25 protein-coding genes are annotated in these 21,076 nt (G+C 39.4%); 5 read left to right on the top strand and 20 right to left on the bottom strand.

Annotation, left to right across the window (positions count from 1 at the left end; translation table 11 throughout):
- The first annotated feature begins 91 nt into the window (after positions 1 to 91).
- A complete protein-coding gene (locus tag CDOM15925_RS03680; protein WP_169941224.1) occupies positions 92 to 565 on the top strand; it encodes a redoxin domain-containing protein in 474 nt (157 codons plus the stop codon).
- 36 nt (positions 566 to 601) lie between these two features.
- Here CDOM15925_RS03680 and CDOM15925_RS03675 read toward each other — a convergent pair whose 3' ends face one another.
- From CDOM15925_RS03675 to nspC, 18 genes are all read right to left on the bottom strand, one after another.
- The gene (locus CDOM15925_RS03675) at positions 602 to 1,231 is read right to left on the bottom strand and encodes an NAD(P)H-dependent oxidoreductase (protein WP_169941222.1); all 630 of its coding nucleotides are present in this window, start codon (positions 1,229 to 1,231) and stop codon (positions 602 to 604) included.
- Between the two features lie 105 nt (positions 1,232 to 1,336).
- Positions 1,337 to 1,984, bottom strand: coding sequence for an NAD(P)H-dependent oxidoreductase (locus tag CDOM15925_RS03670; RefSeq protein ID WP_169941220.1), 648 nt, complete (start codon positions 1,982 to 1,984; stop codon positions 1,337 to 1,339).
- 40 nt (positions 1,985 to 2,024) lie between these two features.
- Positions 2,025 to 2,255: a hypothetical protein gene (locus CDOM15925_RS03665; protein WP_169941218.1), complete on the bottom strand. Its 231-nt coding sequence runs from the start codon at positions 2,253 to 2,255 to the stop codon at positions 2,025 to 2,027.
- Entirely contained in the window at positions 2,252 to 2,527 is a 276-nt protein-coding gene (locus tag CDOM15925_RS03660; protein ID WP_169941215.1) for a hypothetical protein, read from the bottom strand. Before CDOM15925_RS03660 ends, CDOM15925_RS03665 begins: the two co-directional genes overlap by 4 nt.
- A complete protein-coding gene (locus CDOM15925_RS03655) occupies positions 2,527 to 2,826 on the bottom strand; it encodes an ElaB/YgaM/YqjD family protein (RefSeq protein WP_169941213.1) in 300 nt (99 codons plus the stop codon). The genes CDOM15925_RS03660 and CDOM15925_RS03655 overlap by 1 nt, the downstream gene beginning before the upstream one ends.
- 220 nt (positions 2,827 to 3,046) lie before the next feature.
- Entirely contained in the window at positions 3,047 to 4,597 is a 1,551-nt protein-coding gene (locus CDOM15925_RS03650; RefSeq protein WP_169941211.1) for a disulfide bond formation protein B, read from the bottom strand.
- Positions 4,598 to 4,607: 10 nt separating this feature from the next.
- Positions 4,608 to 4,775, bottom strand: coding sequence for a hypothetical protein (locus CDOM15925_RS03645; RefSeq protein WP_169941209.1), 168 nt, complete (start codon positions 4,773 to 4,775; stop codon positions 4,608 to 4,610).
- A gap of 461 nt (positions 4,776 to 5,236) precedes the next feature.
- Positions 5,237 to 6,256 (bottom strand): selenide, water dikinase SelD, encoded by a 1,020-nt coding sequence (gene selD, locus CDOM15925_RS03640; protein ID WP_169941207.1) that lies wholly within the window; start codon positions 6,254 to 6,256, stop codon positions 5,237 to 5,239.
- Positions 6,256 to 6,852 carry a sulfurtransferase-like selenium metabolism protein YedF gene (gene yedF, locus CDOM15925_RS03635; protein ID WP_169941205.1) on the bottom strand — a complete coding sequence of 199 codons (597 nt, stop codon included), beginning with the start codon at positions 6,850 to 6,852 and terminating at the stop codon, positions 6,256 to 6,258. Before yedF ends, selD begins: the two co-directional genes overlap by 1 nt.
- A 169-nt stretch (positions 6,853 to 7,021) precedes the next feature.
- Positions 7,022 to 7,210, bottom strand: coding sequence for a sodium-dependent tyrosine transporter (locus tag CDOM15925_RS03630; RefSeq protein ID WP_169941203.1), 189 nt, complete (start codon positions 7,208 to 7,210; stop codon positions 7,022 to 7,024).
- A gap of 27 nt (positions 7,211 to 7,237) precedes the next feature.
- Positions 7,238 to 7,963: a winged helix-turn-helix domain-containing protein gene (locus CDOM15925_RS03625; RefSeq protein WP_169941201.1), complete on the bottom strand. Its 726-nt coding sequence runs from the start codon at positions 7,961 to 7,963 to the stop codon at positions 7,238 to 7,240.
- The gene (fdhD, locus tag CDOM15925_RS03620; RefSeq protein ID WP_169941199.1) at positions 7,960 to 8,742 is read right to left on the bottom strand and encodes a formate dehydrogenase accessory sulfurtransferase FdhD; all 783 of its coding nucleotides are present in this window, start codon (positions 8,740 to 8,742) and stop codon (positions 7,960 to 7,962) included. Before fdhD ends, CDOM15925_RS03625 begins: the two co-directional genes overlap by 4 nt.
- 212 nt (positions 8,743 to 8,954) lie before the next feature.
- Positions 8,955 to 9,860 (bottom strand): formate dehydrogenase subunit gamma, encoded by a 906-nt coding sequence (locus CDOM15925_RS03615; protein ID WP_169941197.1) that lies wholly within the window; start codon positions 9,858 to 9,860, stop codon positions 8,955 to 8,957.
- Positions 9,857 to 10,477 (bottom strand): formate dehydrogenase FDH3 subunit beta, encoded by a 621-nt coding sequence (gene fdh3B / locus CDOM15925_RS03610; protein ID WP_169941195.1) that lies wholly within the window; start codon positions 10,475 to 10,477, stop codon positions 9,857 to 9,859. The genes CDOM15925_RS03615 and fdh3B overlap by 4 nt, the downstream gene beginning before the upstream one ends.
- Position 10,478: 1 nt before the next feature.
- Positions 10,479 to 13,313: a formate dehydrogenase subunit alpha gene (locus CDOM15925_RS03605; protein ID WP_249934676.1), complete on the bottom strand. Its 2,835-nt coding sequence runs from the start codon at positions 13,311 to 13,313 to the stop codon at positions 10,479 to 10,481.
- Between the two features lie 33 nt (positions 13,314 to 13,346).
- Positions 13,347 to 13,526, bottom strand: coding sequence for a twin-arginine translocation signal domain-containing protein (locus CDOM15925_RS03595; RefSeq protein ID WP_169941191.1), 180 nt, complete (start codon positions 13,524 to 13,526; stop codon positions 13,347 to 13,349).
- Entirely contained in the window at positions 13,526 to 14,242 is a 717-nt protein-coding gene (locus CDOM15925_RS03590) for a TorD/DmsD family molecular chaperone (RefSeq protein WP_169941189.1), read from the bottom strand. The genes CDOM15925_RS03595 and CDOM15925_RS03590 overlap by 1 nt, the downstream gene beginning before the upstream one ends.
- Before the next feature lie 279 nt (positions 14,243 to 14,521).
- Complete coding sequence (nspC, locus tag CDOM15925_RS03585; protein ID WP_169941187.1) at positions 14,522 to 15,661, bottom strand: carboxynorspermidine decarboxylase; 1,140 nt, start codon at positions 15,659 to 15,661, stop codon at positions 14,522 to 14,524.
- Between the two features lie 91 nt (positions 15,662 to 15,752).
- Here nspC and CDOM15925_RS03580 point away from each other — a divergent pair, with 91 nt between their 5' ends.
- From CDOM15925_RS03580 to CDOM15925_RS03570, 3 genes are all read left to right on the top strand, one after another.
- Positions 15,753 to 15,980, top strand: coding sequence for a MoaD/ThiS family protein (locus CDOM15925_RS03580; RefSeq protein WP_169941185.1), 228 nt, complete (start codon positions 15,753 to 15,755; stop codon positions 15,978 to 15,980).
- A gap of 1 nt (position 15,981) precedes the next feature.
- The gene (locus tag CDOM15925_RS03575) at positions 15,982 to 16,416 is read left to right on the top strand and encodes a molybdopterin synthase catalytic subunit (RefSeq protein WP_169941183.1); all 435 of its coding nucleotides are present in this window, start codon (positions 15,982 to 15,984) and stop codon (positions 16,414 to 16,416) included.
- Positions 16,417 to 16,804: 388 nt separating this feature from the next.
- Entirely contained in the window at positions 16,805 to 17,071 is a 267-nt protein-coding gene (locus CDOM15925_RS03570; protein ID WP_169941181.1) for a hypothetical protein, read from the top strand.
- A gap of 188 nt (positions 17,072 to 17,259) precedes the next feature.
- Here CDOM15925_RS03570 and yedE read toward each other — a convergent pair whose 3' ends face one another.
- Positions 17,260 to 18,312 carry a YedE family putative selenium transporter gene (gene yedE, locus CDOM15925_RS03565; RefSeq protein ID WP_169941179.1) on the bottom strand — a complete coding sequence of 351 codons (1,053 nt, stop codon included), beginning with the start codon at positions 18,310 to 18,312 and terminating at the stop codon, positions 17,260 to 17,262.
- 204 nt (positions 18,313 to 18,516) lie between these two features.
- Here yedE and CDOM15925_RS03560 point away from each other — a divergent pair, with 204 nt between their 5' ends.
- Positions 18,517 to 19,713 (top strand): molybdopterin molybdotransferase MoeA, encoded by a 1,197-nt coding sequence (locus tag CDOM15925_RS03560; protein ID WP_169941177.1) that lies wholly within the window; start codon positions 18,517 to 18,519, stop codon positions 19,711 to 19,713.
- Between the two features lie 74 nt (positions 19,714 to 19,787).
- Here CDOM15925_RS03560 and CDOM15925_RS03555 read toward each other — a convergent pair whose 3' ends face one another.
- On the bottom strand, positions 19,788 to 21,065 hold the full coding sequence (locus CDOM15925_RS03555; RefSeq protein ID WP_211436662.1) for a BaiN/RdsA family NAD(P)/FAD-dependent oxidoreductase: 1,278 nt from the start codon (positions 21,063 to 21,065) through the stop codon (positions 19,788 to 19,790).
- Positions 21,066 to 21,076 lie beyond the last annotated feature (11 nt).

The raw sequence follows: 21,076 nt of genomic DNA, 5'->3' as shown, positions 1-21,076 counted from the left end.
TTAAGCTCAAATTTTACTGATTGCAGCTCTACTCGCGCAGCTTTAACTCAAATTTATGCTATCATAAAATCAAATTTAACAAGGATAAAGTATGAGCGTAAAAGATATAAACGCAAACGAAGTTGATTTTTTAGAACTTATCAAAAATAAAAACTGCGTTTTAATCGTCTATCCCAAAATGGGCGAGAGCGGCAAATTCCTACCCGAAGAGCTAAAGCAGACAAAAGGCTTAATTGGTTGTACAAATCAATGCAAAGCTTATGAAGCTAATTTAAAAGAGATTGAAAAATTTGGATTTGAAGTTATCGCGCTCGGGGCTTTAAACGTAGCAAAAACTAAAGAATTTAAAGAGGCTTTAGGCGTGAATTTCAGCTTTTTCAGCGATGAAAATTTTAATCTTGCGGATAAATTAAATTTAAAAACCTTTAGCACGGGTGACGGAAAGAAATTTTATCACCGTCAAACTCTAATCATAAAAAAAGGCGAAATTTTAAAGCGATTTGATCTTGTAGAAAACCCTGAAGAAGACGCGCTAAATACCCTAAAAACTCTAGCTGAAATTTAAGAGGCGAACATATAAATCGCCTCTTTATTTATCAAGCTATTTTATCCAAGTAACCACATCGCTCATTTCACGGCGATATTTTGGCGGTTGAGGGTTTAGACGATATCCAAACGGTATCATCACGGCGACACGCTGTTTAGTCGTATCAAGATTTAATACTTTATTTAAAGCATCCGCGTCAAATCCTTCTATAGGGCAACTGTCTATACCGAGAGTCGCGGCTGCGGTCATCATATTTGCAGCGGCGATGTAGCACTGCTTGCTTGACCAGTGATATGTAAGTTCGTCGTCATTTTTGAAATTTGCGGTTAGAAAATCTTGATAAAATTTCTCTCTTTGAGCGATTAGCTCAGGTTCCTTATCAACTCGTCTTGCGATGATCTTTTTTATGTATTCGTTTCCAGGTTTTACTTCAGATATCTTTGCCAGTATCACAAGAAGGTGCGAGCAAGAGGTCATCTGAACCTGATTCCAAGATACTTCACGTATCTTTTGCCTTAAATCAGCATTTTGCACCACAAGAAAGTCCCATTGCTCAAGTCCGGTTGAGCTTGGGCTAAGCCTTCCTGCTTCCAAGATAAGACCAAATTCATCATCGCTTATTTTTTTATTTTCATCAAAAATTTTGCAAGCGTGGCGAAAATTCATAGCTTCTAAAAAATCCATACAAACTCCTTTATAAAATTTACAAAATCATATAAAAAAGGTATTGATTTCTAGCTTAATGCTAAAAAGCTAAACATATTGAAATTTAGGTTTAACAATATAAATTTAATCTATCCATTTGACTACATCGCTCATTTCACGGCGATATTTTGGCGGTTGAGGGTTTAGACGATATCCAAATGGCACAATGATAGCAACGCGATGTTTAATCGGATCAATTCCTAAAATTTTACCCACCTCATCACGCTCAAAGCCCTCCATCGGACAACTGTCTATGCCGATACTTGCAGCGGCATTCATCATATTTAGCGCAGCGAACAAGCACTGCTCATGAGACCACTGAAAAATTATCTCGTCGTTGTTTTGAAGCTTTTGATGAAGCCTTGTCTTGTAAAATTCCTCTTTAGCCATACGATCTTGCTCGGAACTAAAAGCAAAACGATCAATCATCTTATTGATATACTCGCTTCCGCTTTTTAATTCGGCAATCTTAGCAAGTACGACAACAAGATGAGAGCAAGTAGTTATCTGAGGCTGACCCCATGATTTTTCTTTTATCTTTTCACGCAAAGCTTTGTTTTGCACTACAAGAAAGTCCCACTGCTCAAGTCCGAGCGAGCTTGGACTAAGTCTGCCCGCCTCAAGGATGAACTCAAAATCAGCTTTTCTGATCTTTTTATTTTCATCAAAAATTTTGCAAGCGTGGCGAAAATTTATGATTTCCAAATAGTCCTTATTATCCAAAGCGTCCATGTAGTCTCCTTATCGTAGATAAATTTACGCGACTAGCAAATTATCTTTTAAAAAGTTTAACCAAGGCAGGCATGATTAAATTTCTATCTATGAAGCTTATCAATGCGTCAGCGATTCTGCCTTGGTTTATAAATTTAAGCTCGTTTGAGACATCAAATCCGGGATCGTTTAAAAGCAGTCTTAATTTAGCCTCTTCAAGCCTTAATCGTTTTTTATTGTTATCTCTTCCTTCAAGCATAGATACTACTACGCTTAACTTTTCTTTTGTCATTTTGTTTTCCACAGCGCAACCCTATAAAAAATAAATGCCGAAATAAAAGCTATACAAGCGGTAGTTAAATATGCCGCAACTTCGTTAAACATCGAAACTAAGAGTATGTTTAGCCCTATGAGGAAAAACACAAATCCTATTATCGCCAAAATATGCGCCACCACAAGTATCAAAAAGCTATCGGCACTCTTAAAAAAAGAGTGCCTGATATCATCTGCTTGGGCTTCTACTAGCTCTACGACAGAGACTAGGAATTCAGATATATTTGCCATTATTTTTTAAGTATCCAACCTATTAAAAACCCAACACCTGCCGCTATCGCAACGCTTTTAATCGGATCTTCTTTGATAGTATCATTTACGGTTTCTATGCCGTCTTTGCCTTTTGCCTTAAGATCGTCGATATATTTTTTGATCTCTTCGGTATCCAAGTGATCTAAAATTTTATCTTTGCCGGCCTCAATCTGCTTAGCTCCGATATCTTTTACAGACTTAACTATATCTTTTAAATCCGTTTTTAGCGAATCGATATCTTTTTTTAAACTCTCTAAATTTAAATCTTGTGCAGCCATTTTATATCCTTTTATTTGAAATCTTTCAGACTTGCCGTGCATGCAAAACAACAAATCCTTAAGTTTCACTTTACAATAGCTTTGATAACACTTATTAAATCAAAACAAAATTTGAACATATTCTAACCGCAATTTAACAAAAAGAAACAAATTGAAAATTTAGGATTTTAAAAGAGGAATTTGAGCGGTTAAAATTCGCCGCTCAAATTTAAATTTTTAATTACATTAAAGGATTGTCAAGCTCGACAACTTCCACTTTGCCATCTTTGTGAGCTAGAGTAAATAAGCTATCTCCTTTTATGGCAAGTCCTGATATATCACCGATCTGAGGCATCTCATAAGCGTCAATAACCTTTGCGCTTGCAAGATCTATCACAAGCAAGGTGTTGTAGTTTTTAGAGTATGCTAAGAATTTACCGTCAGTTATATCGCCTGCCGTTACATAATAATCCTTAATATCACGCTTTTCTTTAAGAGCAAGCGAGGAAGTAATGATGGTTTCGCCGCTTAGCAATCTATCTTTAGTATCAACTTTTATAAGTATCATACCTTTAACACGATCATTTGGCACGGATATCATATACATAAAATTGCTGTTTTGATCCTTGCTTAGAGTTAGAATGTATTGTTTTTTGGCTCTTATAGTAAGAAGTGCCGGACGATCGGTATGCCAAGGCATCTCAAGGCCGCCTGTAGTCTCTCGGAACGTTACCCACTCTTTATAAGGATCAATCTTGTCTTTTGATACTTGTTTCACTGCAAAAATCGTCTTATTAAACCCTGAAGTTACCAACATATCGCCTACGAAAGTTGAAGCGACTGATTTTTTGATATTTCTGCCGTTTGGCTTATCTATGATGGCATGAGCTATCTCTTTGAAATTCGCATCGGTAAAATAAACACTTCCTTCGGTGTTTGAGATACCGAATACATCGTCTTTAGCGTTATAGGCAAGTCCTGACGTAACACCCTTGCCAAAAATTCCTTTTGTAGTAAACGGAAGCGGGAAGCTATTTTTAACAGCTATGGCAGGTTTTATATCTATAAAAGCACCGTCTTTAGCGTTTGCACTAAATTTAATGCTCTTTTCTTTTGGTTCGCCGGCTATAAACGGATCCTCAACTACGTTTGAGCCTGTAAATGAAAACGGCTTTTCAAATCTCTTCCAAACGCCTGCAGTCCAAGTATTATTTAGACTTATTCTCTCAGGGCTTCCCTTACCGCTATATGGAGGGTATCCTGCCGAAATAAGCGCTTGAACCGCGTTTGAAAGCACTACGATAAGGCTAAGCGCAATAACGAAGCTTGAGTATTTAGAAAGCGGTTTTATACGAGTATGCTCTCTTGATATATCTTCGGCCACTACTTTATCTTTTGCAAACAGCATGAAAATTCCCATTACGACAACCACAACCCAATATACTAAAATTCCCCAAGTATAAGTGTGAGCGCCGAAAATATCTCCGCCAAAGCCCATGCCAACGTCTCTATACACGCTAAAGCTTGCATGACGAAGCGTCATAAATATACCGTAAGCCGCCGCAAATAAAATAGCCGCGATATATCTTGCTCTAAGTCCATATCTAAGGATAAGAATTCCAGCTCCTCCTACTACTACCATACCCATTCTCTCCCACCAGCAAAGCGTGCACGGACCTTCACCTATCACATATCCAAGATAAAAATTTGCGATTCCAACAGGTATAGCAAGCACTAAAAGTACTGCCGTCGCCATAAAAAAGTCAAAATTCTTTTCGTTAAAAAATCCCACTTTTCACCTCCTAATAAGCCGCGTAAGGTAGCAACGACGGCCAACTGGCGATAAAAAACATAATAAAGCAAACCGCCGTGCCAAGCACGAACGCACCAAATGCAAGCCCCTCTTTTTCAGGCTTTTTCCAAGCAATAAAAATAGAAAGAGCAAAGAATAAAAATCCCAACAATTCCATATTTATTGTCTCCTTTCTTAATATTTTTAAAATTAATCTGCTGATTTTATTTTAAATTTATTTATATCTTTCTTAAAGAGCTTCTCTTGTAAAAGATATACTTTAATTTCATATTTTAATATCATAATCTTGTATCATTTTATAATAAAATATGTACTAAAAAGAGTATTTTATAATATAAATTTCAGATATCAAGACAGAATTTATAAGCATTAACGGTTTTAAAGTTTATATTTTGATTGTAAATATCAATAGCTATTAAATAATAGTAAAGTATGATATATCTTTTAAATTATTATATTTATTTCATAAATTTTATATTATATTTCATATTAAACTTAAAATATCATATATTAGTTACTACTTGTCCGAGTTAAATTTGCCACAAGACCGACAAATGATAAATTTATTTCACGATGCTTAAAGCGATAAAAAAGATATATGCAAAGCCTAAAGTGGCATTAAACCAATCTGATACGGCAACTGCCGCTTTTTACTACGCCAACTGTTTGGCTCATCTCATATCCTGCTTCTTTTAGTCGCTTAAGAGCTAAATTTGCATGTTTTTCACTAACTGCAAGCAAAAGTCCGCCTGAAGTTTGAGCATCGTAAAGTAGCATATCGGCCTCCTTGCCGCTTACAAATTTACTAGCAAATTCGCGGTTTTTATAACTTCCCACAGGCAAAAGTCCCATCGCCGCAACCTCTTTGGCGCTGGATAAAATCGGTACTTTATCAGAAAGAATTTCAAAGCCTATATCAGCTCTTAACATCTCGCTCAAATGCCCTAAAAATCCAAATCCCGTTACATCGGTCGCCGCATTAACGCAAATTTCGCTCATCGCCTCTACCGCATAAAAATTTAGCTGAGCCATATAGCTAGCAGCCTCTTTGATTTGGTCTAAATTTAGCATATCGGCTTTTATAGCCGTGCTTAAAGCTCCCATTCCAAGCGGCTTTGTGAGGATCAATACATCACCCTCGCAAGCCGTATTATTCGCCCAAAATTTATTCGGTCTAACGCTTCCTGTTACGCTAAGTCCGTAATACATCTCCTTAGTCTCTATCGTATGCCCGCCCACAAGAGCGCCGCCGCACTCACGCACTTTACTTAACCCGCCTTGCAGAATTTCGCTTAAAATTTCAGGCTCAAGGTTGCAACTATCAAAACCAACGATATTTAGTGCGTTTATTACCTTTGCGCCCATTGCAAATATATCGCTTAGCGAATTTGCCGCGGCAATCTGCCCATAAAGATACGGATCATCAACAACAGGAGTTATAAAGTCAAGTGTCTGCACAAGCGCAAGCTCGTCGTTTATCTTAAATACGCTTGCATCCTCGTTGGTATCTATGCGAGTAAGCAAATTCGGATGGACCAGATCAAGCTTGCCGATACTTTTGTTTAGACCCGACGGGTCCAGTTTGGCAGCTCAACCCGCAGCGGATACAAATTTAGTAAGTCTTTTATCGTTATACATCATAGCTTTATCACATCGTATTTATCAAGCAAACTCACGACTTCATACGCGTTTGTCATCTCGCCGATACTTAATTTATCAACCAGTTTATAAGCCTCCAAACAGCTTCCGCAACTTAGAATTTTTACGCCTGCTCTTTCAAGCTCTTTTAGAGGAGTAAAGCTGACGTGTCCGCGGTCAGTCGTCATTTTAACTGCGTTATTTACGCAAATCACCGCATAAGGCTTGGTTTCAAGCTGAAGAAGCGCACCGATAAATTTCGACATCAGCCCAACACCTACAGGCCCGCTACCTACGTACTCTTCGCTGATATAGACAACTTTGCCTGCCTTGCTAGGAGTTTTGCAAAGAAATTCATCAAAATTTTCACTCTTTATCTCAGCCCCGCTTTTAACGGCTCTAATTATCACTTCATCATTATCTTCGGTCATAGTAAATTTGATATTTTGAGAAGTTAAAAAGCGACTGATATTTTCTTTTGGAGCTACGGCATTTACTAAAATTTCTAAAATTTCGCCGTTTTTTAGCTCATTTAGCGCGTTTTTCGTGTTTATAACAGGCTGCGGACACTCTAAATTTCTACAATCTATTTGCATATTTTTCCTTTTTACTGTCTCTTCAAACCGGCTCTAGCCGATAAACCTTGAAGCTTAGAAGTGATTATAACATTTTAAATTTTAAATAGTTAAAAGAGATTTGTGAATTTTATTAGAAATGATTTTAGAAGTGACGGCGCCCGGGTTTATTGAGCGCCTTTTGTGGTTGTTATTTGTTGATAAAGTTTTTCTCAAGCCATTCGATAGCTTTTGCTTCGCTTTCGAATTTTCCGCTCTTTGCAACTTGATTTTGACCCTCATAGAAGCGAATTCTGATACCGTCTTGAACGCTATCAACTTTTACTCTGGTGATCTTATCTTTGTTAAGATAGACTCTGTCGTTTAGTTTGATATACATATTTTCTCCCTTGTATAAATTTGGTTATTATTTCTCTTCTTTTTTTATAAACAGCTCTTTAAAGCGCTTGTTTGCATACTCTTCGATATCGGCTTGAAGCTGCTTATAGGCGTTAATAAGCTCATAAGCTCTTTCATTTAGCGTAGTTCCCGCGTTATCCCCGCCGCCTTGCTTTGTGTTTACAAGATCTTCTTTCATATTTTTTTGTAAAATTTGCAGGTGATTCCAGCATTTTTTATAATTCATTCCTAAAATTTCAGCTGCTTTTGAGATCGAGCCCACTTGAGCTATTACTTCAAGAACTTCGGTTTTGCCTTTGCCAAAGATTAATTCGCCCTCTGCGTTTTCTATCCATGTTTTAGTTTTTACTACCATTTTCTTGCCTTTTTTTTCTTTAAAACAGCCTAGTTTGCAGTACTTGACATCTATTTTATAATCTTTTAAAGTTGAGCGAATTTTCTTTAATCCGACCCCTTGCGCCGCATTTCTTCCATCGGCGCAAAATATTCTTCTTTTATCATCTAAAAACGGCTCAAGCTTGGATAAAACCTCTACGCTTCCGCTATCACAATCAAGTTTTCCAAACTGTCCAAGCTCGCAGTTATCGATCTTAACGCCGATATCCGTAGCTATCTTGCCTACTTCTTCTATAGGCGTGTTTGTCTTGGCTGAAATTTTAAAAGCCGAACCGCAATCAAGTCTGCCGTTTGAATTCAGCAGATCATTTATTAAATTTTCGACCTCTTTACTCATCTTATAATCCTCTCAAGACCGCTATAAACGTTCATATTTTCGCCTCTTGCAAATCCGCAAAGAGTAAGGTTAAATTTACGCGCTATCAGCACTCCAAGGCTAGTCGGAGCCGTTCGCGAAATAAGCGCCGACACTCCGTGCATAACGGCTTTTGCCACCATTTCCGAACTCAATCTTCCGCTAACCATCAAAAACGTCTTGCCAAGATCAACTCCTGCTAAACAGGCCTTGCCTACTGCTTTATCAATAGTGTTATGCTGAGCGATATCCTCTCCGATAAAGAAAGTATTTTCATCCACATAAAGCTTTGCCGTATGCACACAGCCCGTCATCTCATAAAGCTCGCACTGCGTGTAAAACTGCCCCATCTGCTTTAAAATTTCATCTTTTTTAAATTTGACATCGGCTTTTACGACTCTTGCCGCCATCGCCTCCGGATCGATGTTGGCGGTTTGTCCTCTACCGCATCCGCTTATGATGATAGCTTCTTCATCAAAGCGTTCCATACTCTTTTCATTTACTTTTGCGGCTATTTTGACCATAAGTCCGTCATCCTCAAGCCTAACTTCGCTTATATCTTTTGGACTAGCTATTATATTCTCGCTTATAAGATAACCTACGGCAAGTGCTTCTTGATCCACAGGTGTCGCCATCATAGCACCGAAGCGTTTGTCGTTGATCTGAATTTCAAGCTTGATCTCACGAACCAAAATATCATCTTTTAAAATTTGCTCATCACCTTTAAATTTAGTGATTTGCGTAGTATAAATCGGTTGCATCGACTTCCTTTAAATTTTAATAAAACATAGTTATTCTATTAAAATTTACATTTGAATTGTATTAGATTTTAACTTAAATAAAGCATAAAACTTAAACTTATTTTATATCGTAATATTGGGTATCTTGAAGCTATTTGTTATGATTTTTTAGCACATTTCTTAAATTTTAAATTTAAAGGGAATTTGAATCCAAATTCCCCTGTTTATAAATTTTAAATTTGACCTTTACTTTGAAGCTCTTTATACCAATAGCTATGAAGTATAGCCACCTCTTCTTCCTCTTTATAGCCCGTAACCATAGACCAAATCGCTCCGTGAATAGCGATTGCAGCCATATAGATATGCACAAAGAAGAAAGTAGCGCAAACTATACCAAGTATGTTGTGGATGATAGCTGAAAGTCTAAGAACCTCTATCTGACTCATTCCAAGCCAGCCTGCAACGTTTGGAGTTGAGAAGTCTAGGAAATACATCGCTGCTCCCGTTGCTATCATGACAAGACCGCCGGGAATCGCTATCCAATACCACGCCTTTTGACCGGCGTTAAATTTACCCGCAGGCACAGGTCGCTTAACCTTTGAAAGATAGCCACCCACTATCATCATCCATTTGATGTCATAGATCGCAGGAAGCATTCTTTTTGTCCAGTAAATCATCATCGGAGGCACGGAAACCGCAAAGATAATAGTTGCTATACCGTGCAAATTCTTACAGACTCTAACAAAAGTTCCGCCACCAAACAGATCGCCCCACATCATGATTATGCCAGTTGGAACGAGCACTATCCAAGATACCGCCGCAAGAGCGTGAGATACGCGCTCAATCACTCCAAAAGCGTAAATTTTCTTTCCGTCATGGCTAAAATGCTTTGGACCTATGATCAAAAAGTGAAGAACAAAGGCAAACACAACGGCAGCAAGTATAGCAACAACGCCAAACGCGAAGTAGTCATTTCCTTGGATAAAAGTAAAAAGCGGACCAAATCCATCTTCGTAAGGCTTGATGTTTTCGACTCTGCCGGCAGCCCATATGTTGCTATCATATTGATTGGTGCTGGTTGCAGAACTAGCCATCAAAGCTCCAAAAGCCATAGAAAGAAAAACAAAAATTCTTGTCATACTCTATCCTTTGTGTAGTAAGCGATCTTCCAAGAAGGCGATTCTTTGATATTTTTTACACCGTATCCTCTTGCGCTTACTCTATCTTGATAAATTTGCTCAATTATATCAGATTCTCCCACAAGCAAAGCTTTAGTAGAACACATAGCCGCACAAACAGGAACTTTACCCTCAGAAATTCTGTTTTGTCCATACTCTTCGCGCTCATGTTCGCTATTTGTAGGCTCAGGACCTCCGGCGCACATCGTACACTTATCCATAGAACCCTTAACGCCAAATACGCCGCTTTTTGGAAACTGAGGAGCACCAAAAGGACAAGCATACAAGCAGTATCCGCAGCCTATGCAAATTTCTTTATCATGAAGAACGATTCCGTCATTTCTTATATAAAAACAATCAACAGGGCAAACCAAAGAGCACGGAGCGTCTTCGCAGTGCATACAAGCAATAGAAGTCGAAACCTCTTTGCCAACTACGCCCTCGTTTAAGGTTATAACACGGCGGCGGCGAACTCCCATAGGAAGCTCATGCGCTTCGTCGCACGCTACCGAACAACCGTTACAATCGATACATCTATCATCATCGCAATAAAATTTAAGTCTTGTTATCGCACTCATCTTACGCCTTTTCTATGCGGCATAGACCGCCTTTTGTTTCCGGAATTTGAGTAACTATGTCATATCCGTAGTTTGTTACCGTATTTGCGCTTTCGCCCCATGCATACGGCTTTGTTCCATCAGGGAAATTTCCGGTCATATCGACACCTTGCATAACGCCCGTGAAGTGAAACGGTAAAAATACCATATCCGCTGCAACGGAATGCACTATTCTTGTCTTAACTTTGATCTTGGTTCCCTCAGGAGAGTGGATCCAGATCATGTCGCCGTTTTTAAGCTTATATTTGCTAGCTAAATCAGGATGCACATCGGCAAACATTTCAGGCGTTAAGCGCGCTAGATACATACTAGCCCTATTTTCCATTCCCGCACCGTTTAGATTTACAAGTCTGCCCGTAACCAAATTTAACGGGAATTCTTTAGCGAAATCCTTGCTTTGTTGCAAGCTTTCATACTGCGTAAATACACGGTAGTGGTTTGGCTTATCTTTAAAGCTTGGATACTTCTTAGCAAGATCCGTTCTTGGAGAGTGAATCGGCTCTCTGTGGATAGGAATTTGATCCGCAAATGTCCATACTATAGCCCTTGCTCTTGCGTTTCCGTAAGGAGCGATGCCTTTTTCCATACATTTTTCGGCTATTATATTGCTATCATCAGTAGCCCAAGTAGCTCCCATCTTGGCTTTTTCTTCTTCGGTTAAAGTAATACCCAAAACGGATTCTATATTCTCTTTAGTAATCTGAGGATATCCGCCTTTTACTACCGAATCCACAGGCGCAGAACCGTCGGCTGCAAGTTGATTTACGCCGTTATGCTCTAAACCGAAGCGATTTCTAAAGCCCATTCCGCCATCACTTACAGGTTTATTTATAGCATATAAATTTGGACTTCCGCAGTGGCTTGTAGTCCAGCAAGGCCACGGCAAGCCGTAGTATTCGCCCTCTACAGGAGTGCCCTTTTTACCAATAAGTGTTTTTTCATCGAATTTATCCCAGTTTTCTTGATGTTTTTTTAGCCTTTCAGGAGTCCAGCCCGTAAGTCCGATGCTCTTTACTATGCTTGCAATTTCTCTAGTGGCGGCTTCAGGCCACTCAATTTTGCCGCTTTCGTCGCGAATAGTTCTAGTTAGCTCGTCATAAAATCCTATGCGCTTAGCAAGTTCAAATAAAATTTCCTGATCCGGCTTGCTCTCAAACAAAGGCTCAACAGCTTGAGATCTCCATTGACCGCTTCTGTTTGTAGCTACGACCGAACCGCTTGTCTCAAATTGAGTAGCAGAAGGAAGCAAGAATATATTATCTTTTTTGTTTGTTATGATACCCGCTTCATTTACGAAAGGATCGGCTAGTATTAAAAGCTCAAGATTATCAAGCCCCTCTTGAACTTTAGCTTGCTGAGCGGTAGATGTAATACCGTTTCCTATTACAAACAGAGCTTTTAAGCTGGTTCCAGCGTTATCTATCGGATCGTTTCCATTCTTTCCGTCAAGCGGTCCCGCCCACCAGCGAGCAAGAGTAAAGCCCGGCTTAAACATCCACTCAGGTTTTACGAAATTTCCTTGCAACCACTCGTAATCAACCTTCCACATCTTAGCAAAATATTTCCAAGATCCTTCATTCTTAGAATAATATCCAGGCAAGCTGTCAGGAGCGTTTGCCATATCGCTTGCGCCTTGGACGTTATCGTGACCGCGAAGGATGTTACATCCGCCGCCGCTTACGCCCATATTGCCAAGTATTAGTTGAAGTATAGGGGCTATACGAGTGTTTGAGCTTCCTATAGTGTGCTGAGTTAGACCCATAGCCCACACGACGGAACCTGGTTTGTTTTTAACAAAAACTTCCGTTATCTCTTTTAACGTGCTAGCCTTTACTCCTGTTACATCTTCAACAACTTCAGGAGTCCATTTTTTAGCCTCTTCACGGATAAGATCTATACCGTAAGTTCTATCTTCTATAAATTTCTTATCTTCCCAGCCGTTTTCAAAGATTAAATGCATCATTCCATACATAAACGGTATGTCCGTTCCCGGACGAATTTGAGCGAAATAATCAGCCTTTGCCGCAGTTCTTGTATATCTAGGATCTACAACTATTAGCTTAGCTCCGTTGTTTTCCTTAGCTTTTAAAAAATGTCTAAATCCCACAGGGTGATTAACCGCCGGATTTGCGCCTATTATAAATATAGATTTCGCGCTTTGGATATCTCCAAGGTGGTTTGTCATAGCGCCGTAACCCCAAGTATTCGCCACACCGGCGACTGTTGCACTATGTCAAATTCTAGCTTGATGATCTAGGTTGTTCGTTCCAAACATAGCAGCGAATTTGCTTATATAGTAGCTTTGTTCGTTGCTAACTTTGGCAGAGCCTAGAAACATCACTTGCTCCGGGTTTTCCTCTCTATATTTTTTAAGCTGAGCGCCTATTCTGTCAAGGGCTTCTTCGTAGCTTATTCTTTTCCACTTTCCGTTTTCTTTAACCATAGGGTATTTAACGCGACAATGAGAGCGAACCATATCGATCATATCGCTGCCCTTACAGCAGTGTCCGCCTGCACTTACAGGGTGGTCTTGAGCTACTTCTTGACGAACCCAAACGCCGTTTTCAACTTCTGCTATAACTCCGCATCCTACAGAACACGCTGTACAGACGCTTTTTACAATGCGAGAATTAGAAAATGGATTTTTCATCTCCTCGTTGCTTGCCTCTCTAGTTACTCCGCTCGCGGCAAGTCCGCTAACAGAGCCAATAGCCGTAGCAAGCGACGCCATCTTGAGAAACGATCTACGACCGATTCTGTTTGGCGCAAGTGTGCTAGGTGTATTAGCTTGCGACATATATTTTCCTTTTTTAAAATTTCTTAGATTTTATTAGTTTGCTTGTTTATAATAAAATTCCCAAGTTTTGCTTCTTGTATAAAGCACCTCGTTTTTCTTACTCTTTCCGCTTTTTAAATTTGAGCCAGCTGCATATGCCGCCCCTGCGGAAGCTACGGCAACGCTACCTGCAACGCCGAGCTTTTTTAAAAACTCTCGTCTGTTTTTCTCCATCAAATCTCTCCTTGTGATTTTAGTTTTCTAACTCTATTTTTCTCTCGTCTAATCATCTCAGAGCGTGCAAGCCCTGAGCTTTTTTTACTAAGTTCGCTATCGTTGATAGGTCTTGGCACATCATAGTAGATTCTTTCAAACTCTATGAAATTTCTAAGCAAAATCGCAACGTCTTTATAGATTTCAGAAGCATCATGCATAAATAGCTTATCGCAAAATTCATCTATGCAAGGGTTTATAATATCCTTAAAAAGCTCAGCCGAAATCTCTTCATACTCGCTTTTTCCATCTATCACTCTTTGTATAAATTCACTCATAAGCGTAAATACAAACCCTACGCTATCTTCGTTTTCTTTAAATTTCTTCTCATCTCTTCTAATATCCGTTTTTAGAAGCAGTTTTTTGATCTCAACACAGGCGTTTCCGACCTCATAGCCCTCATCATAATACGAAAATGTATTTCTAAGCGGTCTTGGAGGAGAGTGAAATATATCATCATACTCCTGCACTACGTTTTGCGGATTAGGCTCACTAAAATTTAAGCTAAGCCTCATAGCTGCGGCATTTGACTCCTCGTCCAAACTGGCTGTGCTAATAAGCCCAAGCATCTTGCTTACGCCGTCAAACCTATCCTCTTTAAAGCTAAATGCAAAAAGCCTTGAAAACAGCGAATAGTAAAGCGCTCTAGCAGCAGCTATATCAGAAGCGTTCGCCACAAAAAATCCTTTTAAATCATCTAGTCATCGAGCTCTCACGCTTTTTGACAATGAAACTATACTACCAAAAAGCTTAGCTAATATACTTAAAAAAATATAAATTATAAAAATTAAAGTTGCCTTAAATATGCCTTAACAGCATAGTGTTTAAATTGCGAATTTTAGGTAATCTTTATAAAAATTTAAGGAGATAGGATATAGTGTATTTTGATAACAACCAAAGCAAAATTTAAACTTTGGCAGTTATCAAAAAATGTTGAATTTGAAAAAATTTAAGGACTAATTTCGTCTTTTATACTCTTCGTAACCAAATTCTCTAAGCGTTTTTATCTCGCCGTCTTTTGTCAAAAGGAGCAAATCAGGCAGCTTAATGCCGTTAAAAGTCGTATTTTTTACGATAGTGTAGTGAATTTGATCTTCAAATATCACTCTATCGCCGATCTTAAGCTCTTCATCAAATTTATATTCGGCATTGCCGGCATCGATTCCGACGATATCGCCTGCAAGACAGGTATTGCCACCGAAACGATAGCTAAATTTGCCGTTTTTACTCTCGTTTCTAACGGCTGGTCGATAAGGCATTAGTATAGTATCTGGCATATGCGCTTCTGCGGAAGTATCTAAAATAGCGATATTCTTTTCGTTTTCTACGATATCAAGCACGCTTGAGATCAAAAATCCCGTCTGCCAGCCGACCGCTTCTCCGGGCTCAAGATAGACCTCAACGCCGTATTTTGCACGGAAATTTTTAATCAAATTTATAAGAAGCTCGATATTATAATCTTTTCTGGTTATGTGATGACCTCCGCCGAAATTTATCCATTTCATCTTAGGTATAAACTCACCGAATTTCTCCTCAAACGCCATAAGTACAGTCTCTAAACTCTCGGCACTCTCCTCGCAAAGCGCGTGAAAATGAAGTCCCGTGATACCATCAAGCAGATCCGCTCTAAAATTCTTAGCCGTTATGCCTAAACGGCTAAATCTACCACATGGATTATACATATCAGTAGGTGCAACCGAACTTTCAGGATTTACTCTAAGTCCGCATTCAACTCCGCTTTTTAAGGCTTTATCTTTAAATTTTTTCCACTGATTAAAGCTATTAAAAACCACATGCTTTGAGATAGCCAAAATTTCATCAAATTCCTCATCTTTAAAGGCCGGGCTGTATGTGTGAATTTCGCCTTTTACAAAATCATTTGCAAATTTCGCCTCATGAAGTCCGCTGCAAGTGGCTCCGTCAAGATACTCGCTTACGATATCCATCACGCCGCTTAATGCAAAGCCTTTAAGGGCTACTAAAATTTTAGCTCCGCTTTCATCTTTAACACGCTTTAAAAGCTCTAAATTTTTACGCAACAAAGCCTCTTCGCAAACATAAGCCGGAGTTTTTATAGTATTTAAAATTTCATTCATTTTTATCTCTGGTTTTATAAATTTTTGATTATAAGTATATCCAAATTTAATAATTTTAAGTAAAATGGCGAAAATTTTAAAAAGGATATTTATGGTAGAGGTTGAATTCTTAGGACCTATAAAATTTGAAAACATAAAGCTTGAAGCCTCAAATTTGGGCGAGCTAAAGGACGCTTTAAAAGGCTATCATGAGCTTGAGCTTAGCGAGTGGCTTAAAATTTGCGCAGTAGCCGTAAATGACGAGATAATTAGCGAGCTTAACACTCCTCTTAAAGACGGAGATAGAATTTCTATCTTACCACCTGTTTGCGGAGGCTGATATGCAAATTTATGAAGGAAGTTTGGACGTAAATCAAATCACAAATTCTTGGTACGATGAGTTTAAGGATAAAAACTGCGGAGCTTTGATAACTTTTGTGGGTATCGTGCGTGAAGAAGGCGGTATAAGCGCGCTTAGCTTTGATATATATGAGCCGATTTTAGCTAGATGGCTAAAAAGCTGGGAAGAAAAAGCCGCAAAAGAAAACGCTTATGTCCTCTTTGCACACTCAAAGGGCGATGTAGCAGTTCATACAAGCTCGTATGTAGCAGGAGTCGTAAGCCCTCAAAGAAAAGTAGCGCTAAGGCTAATCAACGAATTTGTCGAGGACTTTAAAGCAAACGCTCCCATCTGGAAATACGACGTGATAAACGGCGAGAGAATTTACGCTAAAGAGCGAAGCCAAGCTATAAAAGGCGCAGGGCTTTTGGCTTAATACAAATTTAAAAGCTAAGCTCTTTGGCTTAGCTTATTCAAAAAACTACACTCAAATTTTACTTTCAATAAATTTTAGATTATTCAAAATGGTATAATTAACAAAAAATAAGGAGCTAGAAGATGAAGAAGATAGTTTTACTTAGCTTAACGGCAATCGGTTTGGCTTTTGGAGCAGAAGCGGAGCAAGATTTTTGCAATAGAATAAAAAATACCCTGAACTGGGAGTAAGTGAAGCTAAATGCACATTTGAAAATGGCAAGTATGTTTTATACTGGGGAACAGATTATAAGGGCGGATATAGAAATAAAAGAGCTTTTAACACTATCGAAGAGAGAAACAATGAATTAGTTGCAAGCGAATTATTAGAAAAAACAAAAGGCTATGATATGCCAGGCGGAAAAGGTAGCTTTGATAGAATAGTCGCTATGGAGAGCTACACAATCGAAAAAGACGGTATGACCGCAGAAGAGCATAAGCTATCAAAGGCAAAAGAAACCTACAAAGAGGCAGTAAAGGAAGAGGCAGAGGCTAGGGCAGAATACGAGATCAGCCCTACCGATGAAAACAAAGTTAAGCTGGACGAAGCAAAAGTAAAGCTGGATAGTGCTAAAGGACAGCTGGAGCAGGCTAAAGAAAAAGCTAAGAAGAAGTAAATCTAAAATTCATCAAGTATAAATTTGGCAAAGTCTTTAAAGACACAATGTTACGACTGTGTTTTTAACTTAATCTTAGACGGCTTGAGCGTACTTTGGATAATTTTAGCAGAGTGCGATATGAGAGTATTAAAATACATGATTAAGCACCCGGCTAAAATGATTTAAAGTCCTTTTGGTATGACAATTTACCTTTTAAAAAGCCCGACATAAACGGCAAAAACAAACCCCGCTATCACGGCATAAGGCGCATTTGAGGTTATTCCGCTTGGAGAGCTTGCAAGCATAAAGTTATGAGCAAAAGCCGCCCCGGTCATCATCCCGATAACAAATATAACCGAGTTTAAATTTCCCGTTCCCATCTGCACTAAATGCTTGCCCGGACACCCTTCGCTAAGGCTAAAGCAAAGCCCCGCAAGCGCCATTCCTAAAAAATTCCATATATAATTATTGTGCGCGATAGGCTGATCTTCAAAGCCGAATTTATACTGCCCAAGGGCTAAATTTGCAACGCTTGCAAAAAATATAATACTAAGTAGCCCCGCAAACATAGAAAAATCGCCCTTATAGATGTGTCCTATCGCTCCTACGCTACAAAATTTGCTCTTATGCATCAAAATTCCTATCAAAACTCCTGCGCCAAGCGATATCCAAACGGCTGCGTGCATTGAGCCGGGACCCTTTACAGAGGCAAAAAGCGCACCACTTTCACCGGCTTTAAAGCCAAATATCAACGCCGCAAATAAAGCCACGGCAATAACCACAGGCAAAATTCCAAACGCCTTGCTAGCAACTGCTCCGCCATCAAGCTTGTAGCCCAATTTCTTAAACATCACTCCAAAGCTAACTCCTGCTATAAGTCCGCCAAAGCCTGCCAGTGCGCTTAAATCTCCTCCGCCAAGACGCAAAAACGCCCTCCATGGGCAACCAAGAAATACAAGACATCCGATCATCGCAAATACGCCCAAGAAAAAGCGCAAAAACGGCGAGGATCCCGTAGTTGGAGCAAATTCTTTCGTCCAAAGAACGCTTGCTATAAACCCACCTATGACAAGCCCCATGATCTCGGGACGCATATACTGCACGACGCTTGCTCTGTGAAACCCAAGCGATCCCGTTATATCGCGCAAGAAGCAAGCTGCACATACGCCCATGTTGCCCGGATTGCCAAAAAATACAAGAAGAGCTGCCACTACGCCAAGCGCTCCGCCGGCTACGATTTGCCATTTTAAAGTGTTCATGAAATTTCCTTAAGGATAGGTAAAATCAGCCTGATTTCTTAAACTTTATTTTAGCTTGTGAAAAATAAAAAGGTGATAAATTCCATAGCCATTTAAGGCTAAGATGATAAAATATGCAAAATTTGCGCTTTGCGTAAATCAACTCGTTATTTAAGATAAAAACGAGGTTCTAAGACTATTAATGCAACCGCCGGAAGGAAAAAAATGAAAGAATTTATGAGCTATGAAGCAAGCTTGGACATACTGCGCTCCACGATCACGCCTTGGGATAAGATTCAAAAGGTAGCCATTACCGAAGCGCTTGATCGCAATATCGCCACAGATGTAGTTGCAGCCGATAACTACCCGCCAAAACCGACTTCGGCTATGGACGGATATGCGTTTGCCTGGAGTGAAAATTTAAATGAGCTTGAGCTTATCACCGATCTTCCGGCAGGAACCGATAAGGGCATAAACGTAAGCGGCGCAAAATGCGTAAAAACCTTCACGGGCTCGCTTATGAGCGAAGGAACCGATACTCTTATACCCGTTGAAAACGTAGAAGTAGCAGGCTCTAAAATAATTATAAAAAAGCCCGTAAACAAGGGCTTTGCCGTGCGAGAAGTGGGCGAAAGCTATAAAAAAGGCGAAATTTTAATCAAAAAAGGCACCAAAATCGGCTACGCAGAAATTGCATTAATGGCCGAACTTGGGATGTTTCATATAAGCGTATTTGTGCGTCCTAGAGTTGCGATACTGGCAACAGGAAGCGAGATAAGAGATCTTGGCGAGCCGCTTTTAAACCCTGCTCAAATTCACAGCTCAAACCATATAGCAATCGCCCAAATGGTGCGCAAAATGGGTGCCGAGCCGATCATCTGCGAAATCGCAAAAGATAATGCAAACACCGTAAAAACAGCCATCATCAATGCCTTAAAAAGTGCGGACGTGCTGGTAACCACGGGCGGAGTCAGCATGGGGGATTACGACTTCGTAAAAGGCGCGCTGAATGAAAATTTTAAACTAATAATAGATGGAGCGGCGATTAAACCGGGCAGACATATAAAAGTAGCAAAAAGCGAAGATAAATACATATTTGCGCTTCCAGGATTTCCGTATTCGGCGATGGTTATGTGCGTGCTTTACGTGCGAATTTTGATAAATTCGTGGTTAAATCTGCCCGAGCCAAAGATAACTGCGATAATGGATGAGGATTATAAAAAACGCTCTCCGTTTTTGGAATTTACGGCTGCAAATTTAGTAAATCGCGACGGCAAAATTTACCTAAATTTAGAGGGCAAGAAGCTTGGAAGCTCCGCGATCGTAAATAACCTGCTAAATGACGCCGCGCTTTTAATCATCCCAAAAGAGACCGAATTTATCGCTCGTGGCGAAGTAGTCGAAGTTCTAAAGATGGTTTAATAAAATTTTGCGCGAGGTTAAATTTGGCTCTTGCGCAAATTTGTTTGAAATTAATTTTTGGATTTCAAAAGACTCTATGGAAGTCTTAAATTTAAATGATTGGCTAAAATTTTTGCGCTTGTAAAAGCAAAATGCAAGTTATATCCGCCAAGCATGCCCGTAACGTCTAAAACCTCGCCGATGAAGTATAGGTTTTTAACGCTTTTACACTCAAAATTTTCATCTATTTCATCTGTGCTAACGCCGCCTTTAGTAACTTCTGCTCGTTCAAATCCAAAGGTTCCCGCAGGTGCAAACGGATAATCAAACAACTTTAAAATTTTAGCCTTTTGTTCTTCGTTATATTCGCCAAAAATCATATCTTCTAGCCCGTTTGCCTTTAAAAATTCAAGCGTAAATCGCCTTGGAAGCGGCAAAATCGTAGAAAGTTGCTTTTTTGTACGGCTTAAACATCTCGTATCAAAATTCGGTAAAAAATTTATCCTAACAGCGCCTTTGCTCCAAAACAAAGATGCGCTTAATACGGCAGGTCCGCTAATGCCTTTGTGAGTAAATAAAACATCTGCGCTAAATTTTCGCTCGCTTAAAGCCGTTTTTTTATCTGAATTTGGCTTATCTTGGTCTTTAAATTTTAAACCTAATATATTTTTTGTATTTAAAGAAATTTCGGCATTTAGGCTAACACCGCTTAAATTTTTAAACCAAAATTCATCCTTTTGAACTGTAAAGCCAACTAAAGCCGGAGCGGTTTTGGTTACTTGCAAGCCGAAATTTTGAGCGACAAGATAGCCTATATCGCTTGCGCCAAGAGCTTTATAACTAAGTCCGCCGCTTGCTACTACAAGATTTTTGGCTCTAAATTTCTGCCCGTTGTGGGTTAAAATTTCAAAAATTTCATTTTGAGAATTTGATAAGTCGCCACAAACGCCGGCTTCGCAATTTTTGGAATTTGAAATCTTACTAGCACTCTTTACATCGCAGTTATAAAATATCTTCGCTTTGTTTTGCTCGGACGATCTTAAAAGCACTCCCAAAACGTCTCTGGCGGAGCTTGTGCAAAAAAATTGATTTTGCTTTATCTCCTTAAACTGAAGCTCTGCGAAGAATTCAAGCACATCGCAAAAACTCAAATTTAAAAGCGCTTTAGCGATAAATTCTTCATCGCCAAGATAGTTTTGTGAGCTTATGTAGCGGTTTGTGATGTTGCATTTGCCGCCACCGCTTGCTAGAATTTTTTTGCCTGCGCAGGAGTTTTTTTCTAAGATCGCAACCTCTAGTCCGTGCAAATTTGAGGCTAAAAACAGTCCGCTAGCGCCTGCTCCGATAATTAAAACATCGTAAATTTTATTCAAATTAAAACCAA

Source organism: Campylobacter sp. RM15925, from assembly GCF_012978775.1.
GTDB lineage: Bacteria > Campylobacterota > Campylobacteria > Campylobacterales > Campylobacteraceae > Campylobacter_A > Campylobacter_A canis.
Note: the sequence above shows the minus strand (reverse complement) of the source record. Positions and strands in the feature narration are given on the sequence as shown.

Bases quoted from the DNA above. Each gene is read 5' to 3' on its own strand.
- CDOM15925_RS03560 (WP_169941177.1), top strand. From the start codon at position 18,517: ATGAAAGAATTTATGAGCTATGAAGCAAGCTTGGACATACTGCGCTCC.
- CDOM15925_RS03575 (WP_169941183.1), top strand. From the start codon at position 15,982: ATGCAAATTTATGAAGGAAGTTTGGACGTAAATCAAATCACAAATTCT.
- CDOM15925_RS03660 (WP_169941215.1), bottom strand. From the start codon at position 2,527: ATGGCAAATATATCTGAATTCCTAGTCTCTGTCGTAGAGCTAGTAGAA.
- CDOM15925_RS03665 (WP_169941218.1), bottom strand. From the start codon at position 2,255: ATGACAAAAGAAAAGTTAAGCGTAGTAGTATCTATGCTTGAAGGAAGA.
- CDOM15925_RS03680 (WP_169941224.1), top strand. From the start codon at position 92: ATGAGCGTAAAAGATATAAACGCAAACGAAGTTGATTTTTTAGAACTT.
- yedF (WP_169941205.1), bottom strand. From the start codon at position 6,852: ATGCAAATAGATTGTAGAAATTTAGAGTGTCCGCAGCCTGTTATAAAC.
- CDOM15925_RS03580 (WP_169941185.1), top strand. From the start codon at position 15,753: ATGGTAGAGGTTGAATTCTTAGGACCTATAAAATTTGAAAACATAAAG.
- CDOM15925_RS03645 (WP_169941209.1), bottom strand. From the start codon at position 4,775: ATGGAATTGTTGGGATTTTTATTCTTTGCTCTTTCTATTTTTATTGCT.
- CDOM15925_RS03630 (WP_169941203.1), bottom strand. From the start codon at position 7,210: ATGTATATCAAACTAAACGACAGAGTCTATCTTAACAAAGATAAGATC.
- yedE (WP_169941179.1), bottom strand. From the start codon at position 18,312: ATGAACACTTTAAAATGGCAAATCGTAGCCGGCGGAGCGCTTGGCGTA.
- CDOM15925_RS03625 (WP_169941201.1), bottom strand. From the start codon at position 7,963: ATGAGTAAAGAGGTCGAAAATTTAATAAATGATCTGCTGAATTCAAAC.
- nspC (WP_169941187.1), bottom strand. From the start codon at position 15,661: ATGAATGAAATTTTAAATACTATAAAAACTCCGGCTTATGTTTGCGAA.
- CDOM15925_RS03570 (WP_169941181.1), top strand. From the start codon at position 16,805: ATGCCAGGCGGAAAAGGTAGCTTTGATAGAATAGTCGCTATGGAGAGC.
- CDOM15925_RS03670 (WP_169941220.1), bottom strand. From the start codon at position 1,984: ATGGACGCTTTGGATAATAAGGACTATTTGGAAATCATAAATTTTCGC.
- fdhD (WP_169941199.1), bottom strand. From the start codon at position 8,742: ATGCAACCGATTTATACTACGCAAATCACTAAATTTAAAGGTGATGAG.
- CDOM15925_RS03675 (WP_169941222.1), bottom strand. From the start codon at position 1,231: ATGGATTTTTTAGAAGCTATGAATTTTCGCCACGCTTGCAAAATTTTT.
- fdh3B (WP_169941195.1), bottom strand. From the start codon at position 10,477: ATGAGTGCGATAACAAGACTTAAATTTTATTGCGATGATGATAGATGT.
- CDOM15925_RS03615 (WP_169941197.1), bottom strand. From the start codon at position 9,860: ATGACAAGAATTTTTGTTTTTCTTTCTATGGCTTTTGGAGCTTTGATG.
- CDOM15925_RS03655 (WP_169941213.1), bottom strand. From the start codon at position 2,826: ATGGCTGCACAAGATTTAAATTTAGAGAGTTTAAAAAAAGATATCGAT.
- CDOM15925_RS03595 (WP_169941191.1), bottom strand. From the start codon at position 13,526: ATGGAGAAAAACAGACGAGAGTTTTTAAAAAAGCTCGGCGTTGCAGGT.